This window comes from Stenotrophomonas sp. C9D9 (genome assembly GCF_056491205.1).
On sequence record NZ_JBSZIF010000002.1, the window covers coordinates 215,826 to 232,164 of the forward strand.

Sequence of the window (16,339 nt, forward strand, 5' to 3'; positions counted from 1 at the left end):
GCCCGCCGAATGGGCGTGGTGAATGCAGCGGCCTTACACGGTGGCCGGATCGCGCTTGCCGGTGTCGATGCCGTACATGTCGATGGCGTGCTGCATCCGCGAGCGCTCGATGCGGCCTTCATCGGCCAGCGACTTCAGGGCGGCCAGCACGATGAAGTGGCGATCCACTTCGAAGAACGTGCGCAGCGATTCACGCGTGTCGGAGCAACCGAAGCCATCGGTGCCCAATGCGGTGAAGCGACGGTCGTTGATGAAGGGACGGATCTGGTCGCCGACGAGCTTCATGTAGTCGGTGGCCACCACCACCGGGCCTTCATGACCCCGCAGGCACTGTTGCACGTAGGGTACGCGCGGTGCCTCGGCCGGGTGCAGCAGGTTCCAGCGCTCGGTAGCCAGGCCGTCGCGGCGCAGTTCGGTCAGGCTGGTCGCGCTCCAGACATCGCTGGCGACGCCGAAGTCCTGTTGCAGCAGCGCGGCCGCCGCTTCCACTTCGCGCAGGATCGCGCCGCTGCCCATCAGCTGCACGCGTGGCTGTGAGGTGCTGTCGGCGGCTGCAGGGCGCAGCAGGTACAGGCCCTTCAGGATGCCCGCCTCGGCGCCTGGGGGCAGTGCCGGCTGCGGGTAGTTCTCGTTGAGTACGGTGATGTAGTAGTAGATGTCTTCCTGAACGACGTACATGCGGCGCAGGCCGTCGTGGATGATCACCGCCAGCTCGTAGTTGTAGGTCGGGTCGTAGGACACGCAGCTCGGAATCACCGACGACAGCACGTGGCTGTGGCCGTCATCGTGCTGCAGGCCTTCGCCCATCAGCGTGGTGCGGCCCGACGTGGCACCGAGCAGGAAGCCGCGGGTGCGCGCATCGGCAGCGGCCCAGGCGAGGTCGCCCACGCGCTGCAGGCCAAACATCGAGTAGAAGATATAGAACGGAATCGTCGCCAGGCCGTGGTTGCTGTAGGCGGTACCGGCAGCGATCCACGAACAGATCGCTCCGGATTCGTTGATGCCTTCCTGCAGGATCTGGCCGTCCTTGGCTTCCTTGTAGTAGCTCAGCTGGCCGGCGTCCTGCGGGGTATACAGCTGGCCCAGGTAGGAGTGGATGCCGATCTGGCGGAACAGGCCTTCCATGCCGAAGGTGCGCGATTCATCGGGAACGATCGGAATCACCAGCCTGCCCAGTTCCGGGTCCTTCAGCAGGCGGGTGAGGATGCGCACGAAGCCCATGGTGGTGGACTGGCCTCGATCGCCGCTGCCCTGCAGCTGGCTGCTGAAGATCGACAGCGGAGGCAGCGGCAGCGGATCGACCTTGGCCACGCGCGCTGGCAGCTGGCCGCCCTGGATGCGGCGGCGCTCGGCAAAGTAGATGGCTTCGGCGCTGCCCGGTTCCGGCCGCAGGTACGGCATGTCTTCCAGCTGCTCGTCACTGACCGGCAGGTTGAAGCGGTCGCGGAAGGCGCGCACCGCATCGGTGCTCATCTTCTTCAGCTGGTGGTTGATGTTCTGGCCTTCGCCAGCCTCACCCATGCCGAAACCCTTGACCGTCTTGGCCAGGATCACCGTCGGCCGGCCGCTGGTGTCCACCGCCTGCTGGTAGGCGGCGAACACCTTCTGTGGATCATGGCCGCCACGTGCGAGCGCCCAGATGTCGTCGTCGCTCATGTGTGCGACCAGCTCCAGCAGTTCCGGGTAGCGGCCGAAGAAATGCTCGCGCACGTAGGCACCGTTCTGCGACTTGAAGGTCTGGTAGTCGCCGTCCACGCATTCCATCATGCGCTGGCGCAGCAGGCCGCTGTGGTCGCGGGCCAGCAGGTCGTCCCAGCCGCTGCCCCAGATCAGCTTGATCACGTTCCAGCCGGCCGCGCGGAAGGTGCCTTCCAGCTCCTGGATGACCTTGGCATTGCCGCGCACCGGACCGTCCAGGCGCTGCAGGTTGCAGTTGACCACGAACACGATGTTGTCCAGCCGCTCGCGGCCGGCCAGCGAGATCGCCGCCAGCGATTCGGGCTGGTCCATCTCGCCGTCGCCGAGGAAGGCCCAGACCTTGCGGCCCTGGTGTTCTTTCAGGCCGCGGTATTCCAGGTAGCGCATGTAGCGCGCCTGGTAGGTGGCGGTCAGCGGGCCCAAGCCCATCGACACGGTGGGGAACTGCCAGAACTCCGGCATCAGGCGCGGGTGTGGGTACGAGGACAGGCCTTCGCGACCGGCTTCGCGGCGGAAGTTGTCCATCCGTGCCGGATCGATGCGGCCTTCCACGTACGCGCGTCCGTAGATGCCCGGCGCCGAATGGCCCTGGATGTAGATCATGTCGCCATCAAAGGTGTCGGTACGGCCACGGAAGAAGTGGTCGAAGCCCACGTCGTACAGCACCGCCGCCGACTGGTAGGTAGCGATGTGACCACCGACGTTGGAGTGCTTGCCCGCGCGCAGCACCATCACCATCGCATTCCAGCGGATCATCGCGTTCAGGCGGCGCTCGATGGCCAGGTCACCCGGGTAGACCGGCTGGCGCTCGGGTGGGATGGTGTTGACGTAGGCCGTCCATGCGCGCGTATGCAGGTCGCCGTGCTGCTGCGCATCCAGCTCGCTGAGCTGGTCGATCAGGTAATGCGCGCGCGGCCGGCCACCGGCCTGCATCACCGCCTCCAGTGATTCACGCCACTCCCGCGTTTCCAGTGGGTCGGTATCGAAGGGGATCAGGGCTTGGTTCATGACTGTCTCCAAAGGGCCGCGGTCGGACTCCTGCCTGGGCGACAACACCGGCAGGGCGCACAGCACTGGAGCGGGGTCGCAACGGCGGGGCCGTGACGCGAAGGGCGACCGTAGCGGTCACCGGGGAGGCAAGCGTAGGCCTGGCCCTGTGCCTTCGATAGGCGGGCCTGGCTTGGGTCTATGGGAAGCAAGGGTTGGCGCGGTGCGCCGTATCATGGGCGGATGTGCTGGGCGGGGAGTGCCTGGCCTGGCCGCCTGCTGCAACGCCACTGTCATCGATGGCCGTCACCCTGCTGGCCTTTCCAGCCTCGGGGTGATTGGCCGGCCGTGAACAGCGTGAGGATCTGGGAGAAGAGCTACGCGCTGCGCCGACGGCTGCTGCGTGGCTTTTTCCTGCGCCGCGGTTCTGCCAGCGAAGACGCCGAGGACCTGGCGCAGGAGGTGTACCTGCGGCTGCTGCGGACCACCGGCGAGAATGCCGCAGCGATCAAGAACCCGGAGGCCTACCTGTTCACGGTCGCGGCCAACCTGGCACGCGAGCACGCGCGCGCGCGTTCGTCGCTGCCGCCGCTGGAAGACGTTGATCTGCTGGCGGAAGTGCTGAAAAGCGAAGAAGACATCGAAGGCGAGTTCGAGCGCGCGCAGCGCTGGAACGATATCCGCACCACCATCGCACGACAGCCGGCGACCACGCGGCGGGTGATGGAGCTGCACTACCGCGACGGGCTGGATTGCCCGGCCATCAGCCAGCAGCTGCAGGTGTCGGTGCACATGGTGCGCAAGCACATCGGCAAGGGGCTGGAGGCCTGCAGGAAGGCGCTGGGCGCCAGGGAGCACACATGAACCGGAACGCATCGCCCGTGGCCGACGACACGATCGCCTGCGAGGCTATGGACTGGTTCCTGCGCAATCGCGAGGGAGTGCTGGACGAGGCCGAGCGGGTTGCGTTCCTGGACTGGATGAAGCGCTCGCCCGAACACGTGCGCGCCTATATGCACGCCCTCGCGCTGCACCGGCAGGTCGCCGAGGCACTGCAATCGCCGTTGCTTGAAGAGGCGCCGGTGCCGCAACGGCAGGCGGCCGCCAAGGTGGTGCCTCTGTTCGGTAGCGCATCCGCCGCGCCGCACGCAGCGCCGCAGCGCCACCGCACGCGCAGGTGGGTGATGGCTGCCGCAGCCTGTATCGCCCTGCTCGGCGTGGGCCTGGTTCCGCAGCTGATGCCCACCGAACAGCTGTACAGCGCCGACCATGGTGAACTGCGTGACCTGGTGCTGCCCGACCGGACACAGGTACGGCTCAATGCGGACAGCCAACTGCGGGTACGCATGGGCTGGTTCAGCCGCAAGGCGGAACTGCTGCAGGGTGAGGCGACGTTCGACATCGCACGCGATCGGCGCCCGTTCGAAGTGCAGGTGAACGGGTTGCAGATCCGCGACATTGGCACCGTGTTCGACGTATCCCGGCGATTGCAGGGTACGCGCATCGGCGTGGTTTACGGCGAGGTGGAAGTATGGAGCCAGGGCACGGACGCGCGGCGCCTTGCACAGCTGGGCGAAGGCCGGGTGGTGCAGGTCGACGCGCGCAGCCATGCCGTGGAGTCGCTGGATGTGCCGCTGTCGATGCTGCTGGACTGGCAGCAACGCAAGGTGTCCTTCCTGGACGAGCGACTGGATGAGGTGGCTGCCGCGTTCAACCGGCACAACCAGGTGCAGGTGCGGGTGCTGGATGAAGGCGCGGCGTCGGCGCGCTTGTCCGGCAGCCTGGACGCGCATCGCATCGGCGCACTGCAGGCCTTCCTCGAACGCGACCCACGCTTTGTCGTCCGTCGCGAAGGCGACACGGTGCGGGTCGGCAGTCGCTGAAGGCGACGTGGCCGCGCACTGTCAAAAAAGATTCATCGAATCCGCGTTCTCCACTTCGGTGGAAGCGGGCTCTTACTTGGGAGAAGCCGCTGACGATCCGCGCAGCGGCACCTGCTGCATTCTCTCTTCCAAGGACCCGTGATGCGCAACACGCTCTACCTGTCGATCATCCTCGCCCTGTCTCCCTGCAGCGTTCCGCTGGCGTCTGCGGCTACCGTCGATGGCCTGGAGGCCCGCGTGTCGGCGCCGATCGCGGCGCAGCCGTTGGCGCGTGCGCTGGAACAGTTGTCGCGCAGTTCCGGCGTGCAGTTCCTGTATTCGGGTAGCAGTGAAGCGCACATGGCCGGGGCGGTGCCGCGTGGTGCCACCGTCAAGCAGGCACTGGACGCGCTGCTGGCAGGGACCGGCCTGGGCTACACCGTGGTGGATGGCAACGTCATCGCCATCGATCCGGCGCCCGCACGCAACGAACCGAAGCCGGCCGCGCCGAAGCCGCGCGAGGCCGAGGCGGTGGTGGCGCCGACCCTGGACACGGTGAAGGTGATTGCCGCGCATGAGGTGATCGACCAGAAGAAGACCTCGCCGGTGATCAAGGATTCGGTGGTCTACGACGAGATGGACAGCTATGGCGACGAAACCCTGGCCGAAAGCCTGATGGCCGCGCCGGGCCTGAGTGCGGTGGAGGATGCCGGCGAGCCCCGTTACGTGACGGTGCGTGGCGTGCAGGCCAACCTCAACTACACCACCATCGATGGCATCGCTATTGCCAGCGTGGGTGGCAGTGGCTCGGGTGAGCGCATGAACAACCTGCAGCTGATTCCCAGCGACATCGGCACCCGCACCGACATCTACAAGAGTTTCAGCGCCGAGCAGGCGCCGGACGCGATCGGCGGCGTGATCGACATCATCAGCCGCAGCGCCTTCGACCGTTCCGGAAAGTACGTGTTCGCCGATGTGGCCGGTATCTATTCCACGGCCGAGACCCATGTCGAGCGCAGCGCCGGTGGCAACCACGAGACCCTGGGCCACTTCGGCAAGAGCGCCAAGATGGTGTTCTCCAACCAGTTCGGTGCCGGCCAGGAATTCGGCATCGTCGCGGTGGCGCGCTATGAGCAGCGTTCGCGCAACAGCGTCAAGCGCTGGGTGGAGTCGAACTACTACTACAACGACGCCGGCAAGTACCTCACCGACGGCACCACCGGGCCGGACGAGGCCAAGGGCTGGAACGGGTTGCGTGCGCCCGGCAATTTCAGCACCGGTACCTACACCAACTTCATCACCAACTTCGGTGGCTCGGCCAAGGTGGAATGGAAGCCGTCGGACGATCCGTTCTACGCGTCGCTGCTGCTGTACTCGTACCGGTTCTACGAGAACTCGACGATGAACAAGACAGACCTGTACGGCAACGCCAAGTTTCCGATCCGCAACCAGACCGAAGACAGCGGCACCACCCAGATCAACAGCATCTACATCAAGAACCGCCACGACCGCTGGGACCGCAGCAACCGCGGCGCCATCGCCAGCTTCAACTGGGATATCGGTGATCGCTCGCGGCTGACCCTGCGCGGTGGCCACACCGAAGAGACCTTCCACAACAGCCAGGTCTACTGGGGGGTACGCGCCTACCCGAGCAACCTGTTCGTCGACTACGAGAACGACAGCCACGGCTTTCCCAATGCGGTGGCGGTATCCGATTCCAGCCTGCTGACCAGCTCGGCGTTCAAGCTCAACCCGGCACAGGCCTATGTCTCGCCGCGGGATGCCAAGGAGAGCATCGACAACCTGCGCGCCGACTTCAGCTACAACATCGATGCCGACGCGCGTGGCTTCGGCTTGGCCGCCGGTGCCGAGTACCGGCACCTGAAAATCTGGCAGGACATCGACTTCGACTACTACAAGAGCAGTGCCACGCTCAACGATTACCTGTATCCGGGTTCGACCCTGCTGGGCAGCGTGCCGGGCTTCCCGTTGATCGACAACCGCAAGTGGAACGAGGAGCTGGCGCCGACGCTGGGCAGCAACAATGCGGCCTATCCGAATGCCAACTTCACCAGTGACTACAAGTACGTGGAGGACATCACCAACGCCTATGCCTCTGCCCACTACGCCTGGGACCGGTTGCTGCTGATCGGTGGCCTGCGCTACGACCACACCCGCTTCGATGCGTACAGCCCGTTCAGCGACGATGGCGGCACCACCTATACCTCGGCCTTCCGCAAGACGAGTGGTGGCTACACCAACCTGCTGCCGTCATTGAATGCGACGTTCAAGCTTACCGAGGACCAGCGCCTGCGCTTCTCCGCCAGCCGAACACTGGGCCGGCCGACGCCAAGCAACATCGCCCAGGCCACCACCACCAGCTGTGGCGATGACGAGGAGGGCAGGGGCTTCTGCACCATCAAGCAGGGCAACGCCAACCTGCAGCCGCGGCGCTCCACCAACATCGACCTGGCGTGGGACCTGTACTTCAACGGCAACAACGGCCTGGTCTCGATCGCGCTGTTCGACAAGGTGATCAAGGACGACATCTACACCCTGACTACCTTCGAGAACGTGGGTGACACGCGCTACCGGGTCACCCAGCCGATGAACACCGATGAGTCCAGGCTGCGCGGCGTCGAGTTCGCGGTGGCCAACCGCAACCTGCAGTGGGGCCGCCAGCGCTTCGACATGTACTTCAACGCCACGCGGCTGGAGGGCCAGACCAACTACCGAATCAGCGATGGCACTGAGCGCCGCCTGGATCGCCTGCTGTACCAGCCGGACTGGTCGCTCAATGGCTCGGTGATCTGGCGCATGCCGTGGAAGAGCGCGCAGCTGCGCCTGTCCGGAACCTACCGCAGCCGGATGCTGGTCGACTTCGGCGATACCCAGTGGCTGGATTCGTACTACGACCCGTACATGACCTTCAACATGGCCTTCAGCCACAAGGTCAGCAGGCACGTGACGCTGAAGTACGAGGCCAAGAACCTGTTCAACACCCAGCCGACCTACAGCACCGGTCCGAACGGGCGCTTCCGTACCGAGATCGACGACTACGGCCGCTTCTTCTACTTCCACATCATCTACAACTGAGGGCACAGCCGTGGAGACGATCAATCGCAGGCGATTCCTGGCCCTGGCCGGCCTGTCCGCTGCTGGCGCCTGGATGGGCACGGCGCGCGCGCTGGCCGCACAGGCCGATGCCGCTGCGCTGAACCCGCGCAACCTGCTGGCCTCGCCGCGGTTCGCCAGCACTCCGTTCACCCTGGGCGTGGCCTCGGGTGATCCTTCGGCCGATGGCATGGTGCTGTGGACACGGCTGGCGACCGAGCCGCTGGTGTTCGGCGGCGGCATGCCGACCCGGCCAATGGTGGTCGAATGGCAGCTGGCCGCGGACGAGCGCATGCGCAAGGTGGTGCGCCAGGGTTCGGCGATGGCCCATCCCGAGCTGGGCCATGCCGTGCACGTGGAGCTGGAAGGGCTGGCACCGGGCCGACCCTACTGGTACCGCTTCACGGTGGGCGGCCATGCCAGTGCGGTGGGCTGCACGCGCACGCTGCCTGCGGCCACGACGGCGGTGGACCGGGTGCGCTTCGCGGTGGCTGGCTGCCAGCACTACGAAGAGGGCCACTACACCGCGTGGCGGCGCATCGCCGAGGAACCGCTGGACTTCGTCTTCCACTACGGCGATTACATCTACGAAGGCGAAAGCCAGCCGGGCCTGCGGAAGATGAACGGCCAGCCGTTCACCAACCTGCGCAATCATGTCGGGCCGCAGACGTACACGCTGGACGACTACCGCCGCCGCTACGCCCAGTACAAGAGCGATGCCGACCTGCAGGCCGCACATGCGTCGGCACCATGGTTTGTCACCTTCGATGACCATGAAGTGGACAACAACTGGGCCGGTGCCGAAGACCAGGACGATACGCCCAGCGAAGTGTTCCTGCTGCGCCGCGCGCAGGCGTTCCAGGCCTACTACGAGAACATGCCGCTGCGTCGCTCGGCATTCCCGCGCGATGGCCACATGCAGCTGTACCGGCGCGCACGCTACGGCACGCTGATGGACCTGCACCTGCTCGACACACGCCAGTACCGCAGCAAGCAGGTGAACATGGCGCTGCGTGAGGAGGTGGAATCACCGCAGCGCAGCATTGTGGGTGCGAAGCAGGAGCGCTGGCTGTTCGACGGCCTGGCCGATGCCGCGCCGCGTTGGCACACCATCGCCCACCAGGTGGCGCTGGGCAACTACATGCGCGAGAAGGACGGCGTGGTGCAGTCGTCCGATGACCAGTGGTCGGGTTATCTGGACAGCCGCCGGCGCCTGCTCGACCACATCCAGAAGGTCGGCTTCGGCAACGTGGTGACCGCCTGTGGCGACGCGCACCGGCATTACGCCAGCGACCTGGTGCAGGACCATCGTGATTCGGGCGTGGTCTCCAGCGAGTTCCTTGCCACCTCGATCACGTCCGGCGCCGACGGCCAGGGCGTGGATGCGTACGCCCACAACCAGCTTGCGCACAGCCATTACCTGAAGGCGACTACCGACAAGCGTGGCTATGTGCTGTGCGATGTCACCCGTGATGCGTGGATCGGCGACATGAAGACGCTGGATTCCGTGATGCGTCCGAACGGTACCGTGCAGAGCTGGAAGCGCTACGCGGTGGAGCACGGCCGGCCGGGATTGCAGGACGCCTGAATCTACCGGACTACTCTGTAGAGCCGAGCCCATGCTCGGCTGCTCTTCGATAATGGACCGGAAAAGCAGCCGAGCATGGGCTCGGCTCTACAGAAATCCTTCAATCGTGCTCGAACCGCAGTGGTTCGCTGCCCATCGCCGGATCACTGGTGCCGGGGCGACCATCCTCGGCGCGGCCCGCCAGGCGCAGCACGCTCTCACCCGCGCTGACCTGCAGGTCATACCAGCCGGCGGTAGGCGTTGCATCCCACGCCAACGACGTCTCCGCATGCGCGGGCAGTGCCAGCGTCTGCTCGGGCATGTGCCCGGCATAGGCACCGGCATGCACGCGCAGTTGCTGCGCGCTGTCACCCAGATTGCGCAGGTGCAGCCGCAGCTGGCCGTCCGCAGGCTCGACCGCAGCCTGTACGGCGGGTGCCTTGGCCACCCCCTGGAAATGGCGGTGGAAGCCGTTCGGGCCCAGCAGCCACAGGTCGTAGCGACCGTGCGCATCCAGCGGCCAGCGCTCCTGCAGTGCTGTGCCTGGCACCAGCGTATAGCGGCGTGGCACCGCACCCAGTCGCAGCCGATCGTAGATATGCAGCACTGCCGCTGCACCTTCGCAGGACAACGTCAGGTCCACGCCCGAGCCGTCGATCGCAGCAATCGATGCCTGCGGCCGGTAGGGCAGGGCACGCGCCGGGCGTACGCCGCTTTCCTGTTTCGCCGGCTTCAGTCCGTCAGGCAACGTCGGCACGGTGCGTCCCGGCAGGGCGGCGGCACGTGCGGCCACCGCGCTCACATCGGGCAGGCCACGTACGAACGGACGGGTATCGCGCTGGGCGAAGTCGAAGGCGTTGCTCAGGTCGCCGCAGACCGCACGGCGCCAGGGCGAGATGTCCGGTGCGGCCACGCCGAAGCGGCGTTCGATCAGGCGCACGACCGAGGTGTGGTCGTACACCTGCGAATCGACCCAGCCACCGCGGCTCCACGGCGAAATCACGTACAGCGGCACGCGCGGGCCCAGCCCATAGGGGCGGCCGCGCAGTTCGGCGGCATCGTACTTCTCGTCGCCCGGTGCCGGATGGCGGTGGTACTCGCCTTCGGTACTGACCGATGAGGCGCCGGCCCACCCCCCGTCCACGGGTGAAGGCGGTGCCGGCGGCGGCATGTGGTCGAAGAAGCCGTCGTTCTCGTCGAACATGAGCAGCAGGGCGGTGCGGCTCCACACCTCCGGATCGGCGGTCAGTGCATCCAGCACGCGTGCGGTATAGGCCGCGCCCTGGGCCGGGCTGGAGGGGCCGGGATGCTCGCTGCCGGCCGCGTCGGCGATGATGAAGCTGACCTGCGGCAGGCGTCCATCGACCACGTCCTGGCGCAGCTGCGCCAGGCCACGCGTGCTGACCCCGCGTGCGCGCAGCTGCGGGTCATGCCCCGGCGCAGCGCGGTAGGCCTGGCGGAAAGCCTCGAAGCCGGCCAGCGGGTTGTCGGTGAAGTTGTCGGCCATGTCCTGGTAGATCTGCCAGGACACGCCCGCCTTCTGCAGGCGTTCGACATAGCTGGTCCAGCGGTACGACGCCGGGTGCCCGCCGTGCTCGGGAAAGTTGTCGTGCGAGTTGGCGATCACCGGGCCACCAGCACGCGCGTGTGCATCATTGTGGCCGGTCCACAGGAACACCCGGTTCGGGTTGGTGCCGGCCTGCATCGCGCAGTGGTAGGCGTCGCAGATGGTGAAGGCATCGGCCAGGGCGAACTGGAAGGGCAGGTCGCTGCGCTGGAAGTAGCCCATCGAGTGGTTCTGCTTGGCTTTCGGCCATTGCCCCATGCGCCCGTGGTCCCAGGCCCGCTGTGCATCCGGCCAGGTGTGCGGCGTGCCTTCCACGCGCATGTAGCCGAAGTGCGCAGCGGTATCCAGCGGGAACGGCGCGATCGCGCGCTTGCCGCTGGCATCGGGTTGCAGCCACAGGCTGCGCGCGCGGCCGCCGGCCTGCAGTGCCTGCGCCGGAGCGACGAAGCGATCGCCGAAACCCCGTACCCCCGGCAGCGTGCCGAAGTAGTGGTCGAACGAACGGTTCTCCTGCATGAACACCACGATGTGCTGCAGGTCTTCGAGGCTGCGCGTCTGCGCGGCGGGGGCGATCGCTGCGGCCCGGGCGATGCTGGGCAGCAGCGGGGAAAGGCCAGCGGCAACGCCGGCCTGCAACAACCGGCGTCGGCCGATATCGGTCACGGGCTCACTCACAGGTCCACACGGAAGGAGATGCCGACGGTGCGCGGGGCGCCGATGAAGGCGTTGTCGCGGCCGTCCACCCCTGCAAGATACCGCTTGTCGGTCAGATTGCTCACCACCAGGTTGGCGCCCATGCCTTTCAGGCGCGGCGACAGGCCCTGCAGGTCGAAGCCGATATTGGCGTTGAACACGGTGGCCGAAGGCAGCTTGTTGACGTTGGCGGCATCGAGGTAGCGCGTGCCCAGGTAGCGACCGGACAGGCCGAAGTTCCAGTTCTCACCCTGCCAGTCCGCCGACAGCACCAGGGTCTGTTCGGGCTGGCCGATCACCTTGGCGCCGTCGACGATGCCCAACTGGGTATCACGTGCGGCATCGCCACTGCCCAGGTACTTGGAGCGGTTGTAGGTATAGGCGGCGTTGAGGCGCCAGCCGTTGTCCCAGCCATAGCCGAACGCCGCCTCCAGGCCGTTGCTTTCCACGCCGCCGAAGTTCTCGTAGACACCGTCGGTCTCGCCGAGGTAGTCGATGCCGCTGACGAAACCGGCCGGCAGGTAGACGATGCGGTTGTCGAACTTGATGTTGTACAGGGTGACCGAGGCGGTCAGCGGCCAGCGGCTGATGCGCATGCCCACTTCGATGTTGTCGGCGGTTTCCGGCTCGACGTTGCGGAAGCGTTGCGGGTCGGTCTCGCCGAGCACGCCGGAGGGAATGGCGGCGAAGTTCTGCGAGAAGCCAGCGAACAGCTCCATGCCTTCCACGCCGGGTGCCCAGGTGAAGCCGGTGGACAGCAGCGGATCGGACTTGGAATCGGATTTGACGTGCTCGCTGGCACCGATCACGCGGCGGCGCGACTGGTCGACGAAGAACTGCTTCACGCCCAGGCGCGCCCTGAACGGCCCGAAGCGGGCCACGTCCTCGACGTAATACATCTGCTCGTCGACCTTGTACTTGTCCTCGAACTGCACCCAGTAAGGCTGGTGGTCGAAGGCGATGTCCTGGCCGACGTTGAGCAGGCGGTGCCAGTCGCGACGGGCCGAGCGGTCCAGCTTCTCCACCCACAGGCCGCCGCGGATCGTGTTGTCGACCGCACCGAAGGTCTGCCGCCACTCGACGTCGGCGGTCACGCCCATGCGGTCATTGTCGTAGTGGGTGTGGCGATACGACTGCGCGCCCAGCACGTTGCCGGCATAGCAGTTCGGATCGTATTCGGCAGTGAAGCCCAGCCGCGGCGTGCAGCTGGCCAGGCGCTGCGCGACGCTGCCGTCGGGATTGACGAAGAAGATCTGGCCGCGGTTGCTGCCGCCATACACGGTCTTTCCACCGATGTACTCCGACTCGGGGCGGCCGGCACCATCATCGCTGACCTGTGCCAGGTACGGTGGCAGCCAGTCGCCACGACCTTCCATACGGTGCCCGTAGGCCGCCACCGAGGCCTTGAAGCCGTTGCCGCCGTCGAAGGCCGCGCGCAGGTAGCCGAAGGTGTTCTCGCGCAGCGCACGCGAGCCGGAACGGTAGTTCTGGTCCAGATAGGGGATGCCGGTGAGGGTACCAACCAGGTTGTCGCGGTCCGGGTTGGTGGCGAAGCCCTTCGGCGAGACGCTGGTGTACTCCGGCTCGTCGGCATCGTTGTAGGACAGGTAGCCGGTCAGCGTCCAGCGGTCCAGCTCGGTGATGAACTTGCCGGCGATGTGATCGCTGCTGGTCTTGCCGCTGCCATCGATCCAGTCATGCACGCGCGCCGAAGAGGCACTCATCCAGGCGCGGGTATGGCCGCCGAGCAGGCCGGTGTCGTAGCGCACGTAGTACTTGCGCGCTTCGTTGTCACCGGCACCGACCACGAAGCGCAGGCGGCTGTCCTGCAGCGGATCGCTGGTGAGGAAGTTGAGCGTGCCACCCAGCGCTTCGTTCGAGCGCGAGGAGATATCGGCAGTGCCCTGGCTGACTTCCACCGTTTCCAGGTCGAGCGTGTCGATGTAGCGGTTGGCCAGCGAGCCGCCGCCGTAACCCGAACCGCCGTTGGGCAGGCCGTCGATGGTCGTGCCGATCTGCTGGGTGTCGCGGTTGGTGACGAAGCCACGCATGCTGATCTGCGTGCCCCACACCGACGAGCCGGTGGCATCAGCTTCGCTGACCACCACGCCGGGCACTTCATTGAGCGCGTCGTTGACGCTGCTCATCACCGTCTGGCGGTTCAGCGTTTCCGCGCGCACCGAGGTCTTGGCGTAGCTGGTGGCCTGGCCGATCACCTGCACCTGGTCGAGGGTGCGGGCCTCACTGCTGCGCGCTTCAGCGGCATCGCCCTGCGGTGCTTCGGCCAGGGCGTCCAGTGCGGGGGCGATCAGCAGGGCAAGCAGCGAGACACGGGGAAAGCACGCAGACGTTCGCATCGAGACCGGACCTTCAGAGGAGGGAAGCCCCGGAGTGTCGGCAACGCCAATGACATCGGCATGACGTGATGATGCAGGAATCGTGTTGTGCGACGGTCGGCACCCGCCACTTGCTTCAGTACCGTGCGTCCTTGGGTTTCGGGTCGCGCGGCCAGTCCTTGCTCTTGTTGGCGAAGTCCGGCCGGGGCTGGTTGATGAAATAGCCGGCGATGTCCACCGCATCCTGGTCGGGCATCACCTGCTGCCCCAGCGGCGGCTCGCGGGTCACCGCCGGCGGCATGTTGTGCTTGATGAAACCGGCTGCCTTGTACAGGCGCGCCATGCCGGCGCCGATGTTGAAGCTGTGGTCGCCCCACAGCGGCGGGAAGGCGATGTCACCGCTGGCGTCGCGCCGGCCTTCGCCGTTGTCGCCATGGCAGGCCGCGCACTGCACGGCGTACAGCGCCTGGCCACGGATCGGGTCCGGCGTCAGCGTGCTGTCGATGGGGCCCTCGCTGGGGGCGGCCACCTTTGCACCGTCTGGCACGGGACTGCTCAGCCACGCCATGTAGTCGAGCATCGCGCGCATCTGCGGCGCGTCCTTTGGCAGCGGCTTGCCGTTCATCGAACGCTGCAGGCAGCCATTGATGCGTTCGGCCAGCCCGATCACCTTGCCCGGCCGCGGCATGTAGCGCGGATAGGCGCCACCACCGGTGTTGAAGTAGTGGTTGCCGAACGGCCGCTTGCCCTCGGCCATGTGGCACGAATTACAGTTCAGATCGTTGCCGACGTTGTCCGGCAGCAGGCGCGCGGTCTCGTTGAGGATGCGGCGTCCAAGCATCACCGATTCGGCGTTGCCCAGCCCGGCGATCTCTTCGGCGCTGGGCGCGTGGTAATGCCCGATCACCTTGCCCTGCGCATCGAGGATGTCGATCGTGCTGGCTACGGCGGCATCCAGGTCCGGATGCAGGTGACGATAGGCTAGGGTGCCCGCACCGGCTAGCAGCACCACGGTGATCGCACTACCGAACAGCAGGCGGGAACGTCTGCGCGAACGTTTCATCGTGCGGCCTCCTGCGGAACGTAGTGCACCGGCTTGTCACGCACCACCCGGCGCATGCGCGCCACCTCGACCTCGCTCACTGCGCTGGCCTGGTTGCCCCAGCTGCTGCGGATGAAGGTCAGGATCTGTGCCAGCTGCGCGTTCGACAGCTGCTCGAAACCGGGCATGGTGAAGGCCATGCGGTCGTGCGGGGTATGCGGCGTGCGGCCGCCGATCAGGGTCACCTGTACCAACGAACTGGGATCATCGGCGAATACGATCGAGTTGCCGGCCAGGGCCGGGTAGACGCGGGGCATGCCGCGGCCATCGGCGCGGTGGCAGGCCTGGCAGTGCTCGGTATAGGCCAGCGAACCGGCCACGCGGTAGTCGCCATTGCGCAGTGCTGCGGTGGTGGTGTCGGTCCCCGGCGACCACTGTGCGCTGCGGCCCTCACGCGCCGGCAGCTGCTTCAGGTAGCGCGCCATCGCCAGCAGGTCAGCGTCGGACAGGTACTGCGTGCTGTGCTCGACCACATCGGCCATGCCGCCGAAGGCCGCCGAGCGATCGGTGCGTCCGGTGCGCAGGAAGTCGACGATCTCGCCCTCGCTCCAGCTGGCCAGGCCGGTCGACTCGTTGCGCAGGTTCTTCGCATACCAGCCTTCGAGCACCGAGCCGGACAGGAACTGGCGGCTGCCATCATCGGCCATCGCCTTTTCCTGGAATGCCAGGCCACGTGGCGTGTGGCAGGCACCGCAGTGGGCCAGGCCTTCCACCAGTTCGGCGCCACGCTGCTGGCCGGCATCCAGCGACGGATCGGGACTGAAGCTGCGTGGTCGCGCGAACAGCAGCTGCCACCAGGCCAGTGGCCAGCGCATGTTGGCCGGCCACGGAATCGTGCTGTCGGCGTTGCTTTGCTTCACCGGCTGCACCGAGCCCATGAAATAGGCGTACAGCGCCTTGATCTCGGCATCGCTGGCGATCACGTACGAGGCATACGGCATCGCCGGATACAGCGGCTGGCCATCGTGACGGAAGCCGCGGCGCACCGCGCGTTCGAAATCGGCGTAGTCGTAGGCACCAATGCCGGTGTCCGGATCGGGCGTGATGTTGGTCGAATAGATCGTGCCCATCGGCGTCTGCATGCCCAGGCCACCGGCGAAGGGCTTGCCGCCTGGCGCGGTGTGGCAGGCCGCGCAGTCGGCGGCACGCGACAGGTACTGCCCCTGCGCGATCAGCGCCGGATCGTGGATGTCGACCTGCGCGGTCTGCCGCGGTGCGAACCAGTAGGGCGTGCTGCGGGCGATGCCGTAGGCGGCGGCCAGCGTGGCGGCCAGGGCAATGGCGAGCTTGAACGAGGTGCGCATGGCGGCACTGTGGGCAATCCCGCGCGCGCGTTCATTGATCCGGATCAATGACTGAACGGATACAGCTTGTACACCAAGCTGAATCGTTCCTGCGTTGTCATCAAGCCGT

General features: G+C 66.4%; 9 protein-coding genes. 4 read left to right on the top strand and 5 right to left on the bottom strand.

Features of this window, described 5'->3' with window-relative positions; all coding sequences use genetic code 11:
- Positions 1 to 33 precede the first annotated feature (33 nt).
- Positions 34 to 2,706 carry a pyruvate dehydrogenase (acetyl-transferring), homodimeric type gene (gene aceE, locus ACXI0D_RS01130; RefSeq protein WP_479642143.1) on the bottom strand — a complete coding sequence of 891 codons (2,673 nt, stop codon included), beginning with the start codon at positions 2,704 to 2,706 and terminating at the stop codon, positions 34 to 36.
- A 327-nt stretch (positions 2,707 to 3,033) separates the two neighbouring features.
- Here aceE and ACXI0D_RS01135 point away from each other — a divergent pair, with 327 nt between their 5' ends.
- From ACXI0D_RS01135 to ACXI0D_RS01150, 4 genes are all read left to right on the top strand, one after another.
- Entirely contained in the window at positions 3,034 to 3,549 is a 516-nt protein-coding gene (locus ACXI0D_RS01135) for an RNA polymerase sigma factor (protein WP_119007656.1), read from the top strand.
- Entirely contained in the window at positions 3,546 to 4,568 is a 1,023-nt protein-coding gene (locus ACXI0D_RS01140; protein WP_049445647.1) for a FecR family protein, read from the top strand. Before ACXI0D_RS01135 ends, ACXI0D_RS01140 begins: the two co-directional genes overlap by 4 nt.
- Before the next feature lie 141 nt (positions 4,569 to 4,709).
- On the top strand, positions 4,710 to 7,643 hold the full coding sequence (locus ACXI0D_RS01145) for a TonB-dependent receptor (RefSeq protein WP_479642144.1): 2,934 nt from the start codon (positions 4,710 to 4,712) through the stop codon (positions 7,641 to 7,643).
- A 10-nt stretch (positions 7,644 to 7,653) separates the two neighbouring features.
- Positions 7,654 to 9,249, top strand: a complete 1,596-nt coding sequence (locus ACXI0D_RS01150) for an alkaline phosphatase D family protein (RefSeq protein WP_479642145.1) — start codon at positions 7,654 to 7,656, stop codon at positions 9,247 to 9,249.
- Positions 9,250 to 9,349: 100 nt separating this feature from the next.
- Here ACXI0D_RS01150 and ACXI0D_RS01155 read toward each other — a convergent pair whose 3' ends face one another.
- The 4 genes from ACXI0D_RS01155 to ACXI0D_RS01170 form a co-directional block, all read right to left on the bottom strand.
- The gene (locus ACXI0D_RS01155) at positions 9,350 to 11,458 is read right to left on the bottom strand and encodes a phosphocholine-specific phospholipase C (protein ID WP_119007659.1); all 2,109 of its coding nucleotides are present in this window, start codon (positions 11,456 to 11,458) and stop codon (positions 9,350 to 9,352) included.
- Positions 11,459 to 11,466: 8 nt separating this feature from the next.
- Positions 11,467 to 13,845 (bottom strand): TonB-dependent receptor, encoded by a 2,379-nt coding sequence (locus ACXI0D_RS01160; protein WP_479642146.1) that lies wholly within the window; start codon positions 13,843 to 13,845, stop codon positions 11,467 to 11,469.
- A gap of 115 nt (positions 13,846 to 13,960) precedes the next feature.
- Positions 13,961 to 14,887 (bottom strand): c-type cytochrome, encoded by a 927-nt coding sequence (locus ACXI0D_RS01165; RefSeq protein ID WP_119007661.1) that lies wholly within the window; start codon positions 14,885 to 14,887, stop codon positions 13,961 to 13,963.
- Entirely contained in the window at positions 14,884 to 16,230 is a 1,347-nt protein-coding gene (locus ACXI0D_RS01170) for a c-type cytochrome (protein WP_119007662.1), read from the bottom strand. The genes ACXI0D_RS01165 and ACXI0D_RS01170 overlap by 4 nt, the downstream gene beginning before the upstream one ends.
- Positions 16,231 to 16,339 lie beyond the last annotated feature (109 nt).

Coding starts and splice junctions, on each gene's coding strand:
- aceE (WP_479642143.1), bottom strand. CDS start 2,706: ATGAACCAAGCCCTGATCCCCTTCGATACCGACCCACTGGAAACGCGG.
- ACXI0D_RS01140 (WP_049445647.1), top strand. CDS start 3,546: ATGAACCGGAACGCATCGCCCGTGGCCGACGACACGATCGCCTGCGAG.
- ACXI0D_RS01145 (WP_479642144.1), top strand. CDS start 4,710: ATGCGCAACACGCTCTACCTGTCGATCATCCTCGCCCTGTCTCCCTGC.
- ACXI0D_RS01160 (WP_479642146.1), bottom strand. CDS start 13,845: ATGCGAACGTCTGCGTGCTTTCCCCGTGTCTCGCTGCTTGCCCTGCTG.
- ACXI0D_RS01165 (WP_119007661.1), bottom strand. CDS start 14,887: ATGAAACGTTCGCGCAGACGTTCCCGCCTGCTGTTCGGTAGTGCGATC.
- ACXI0D_RS01170 (WP_119007662.1), bottom strand. CDS start 16,230: ATGCGCACCTCGTTCAAGCTCGCCATTGCCCTGGCCGCCACGCTGGCC.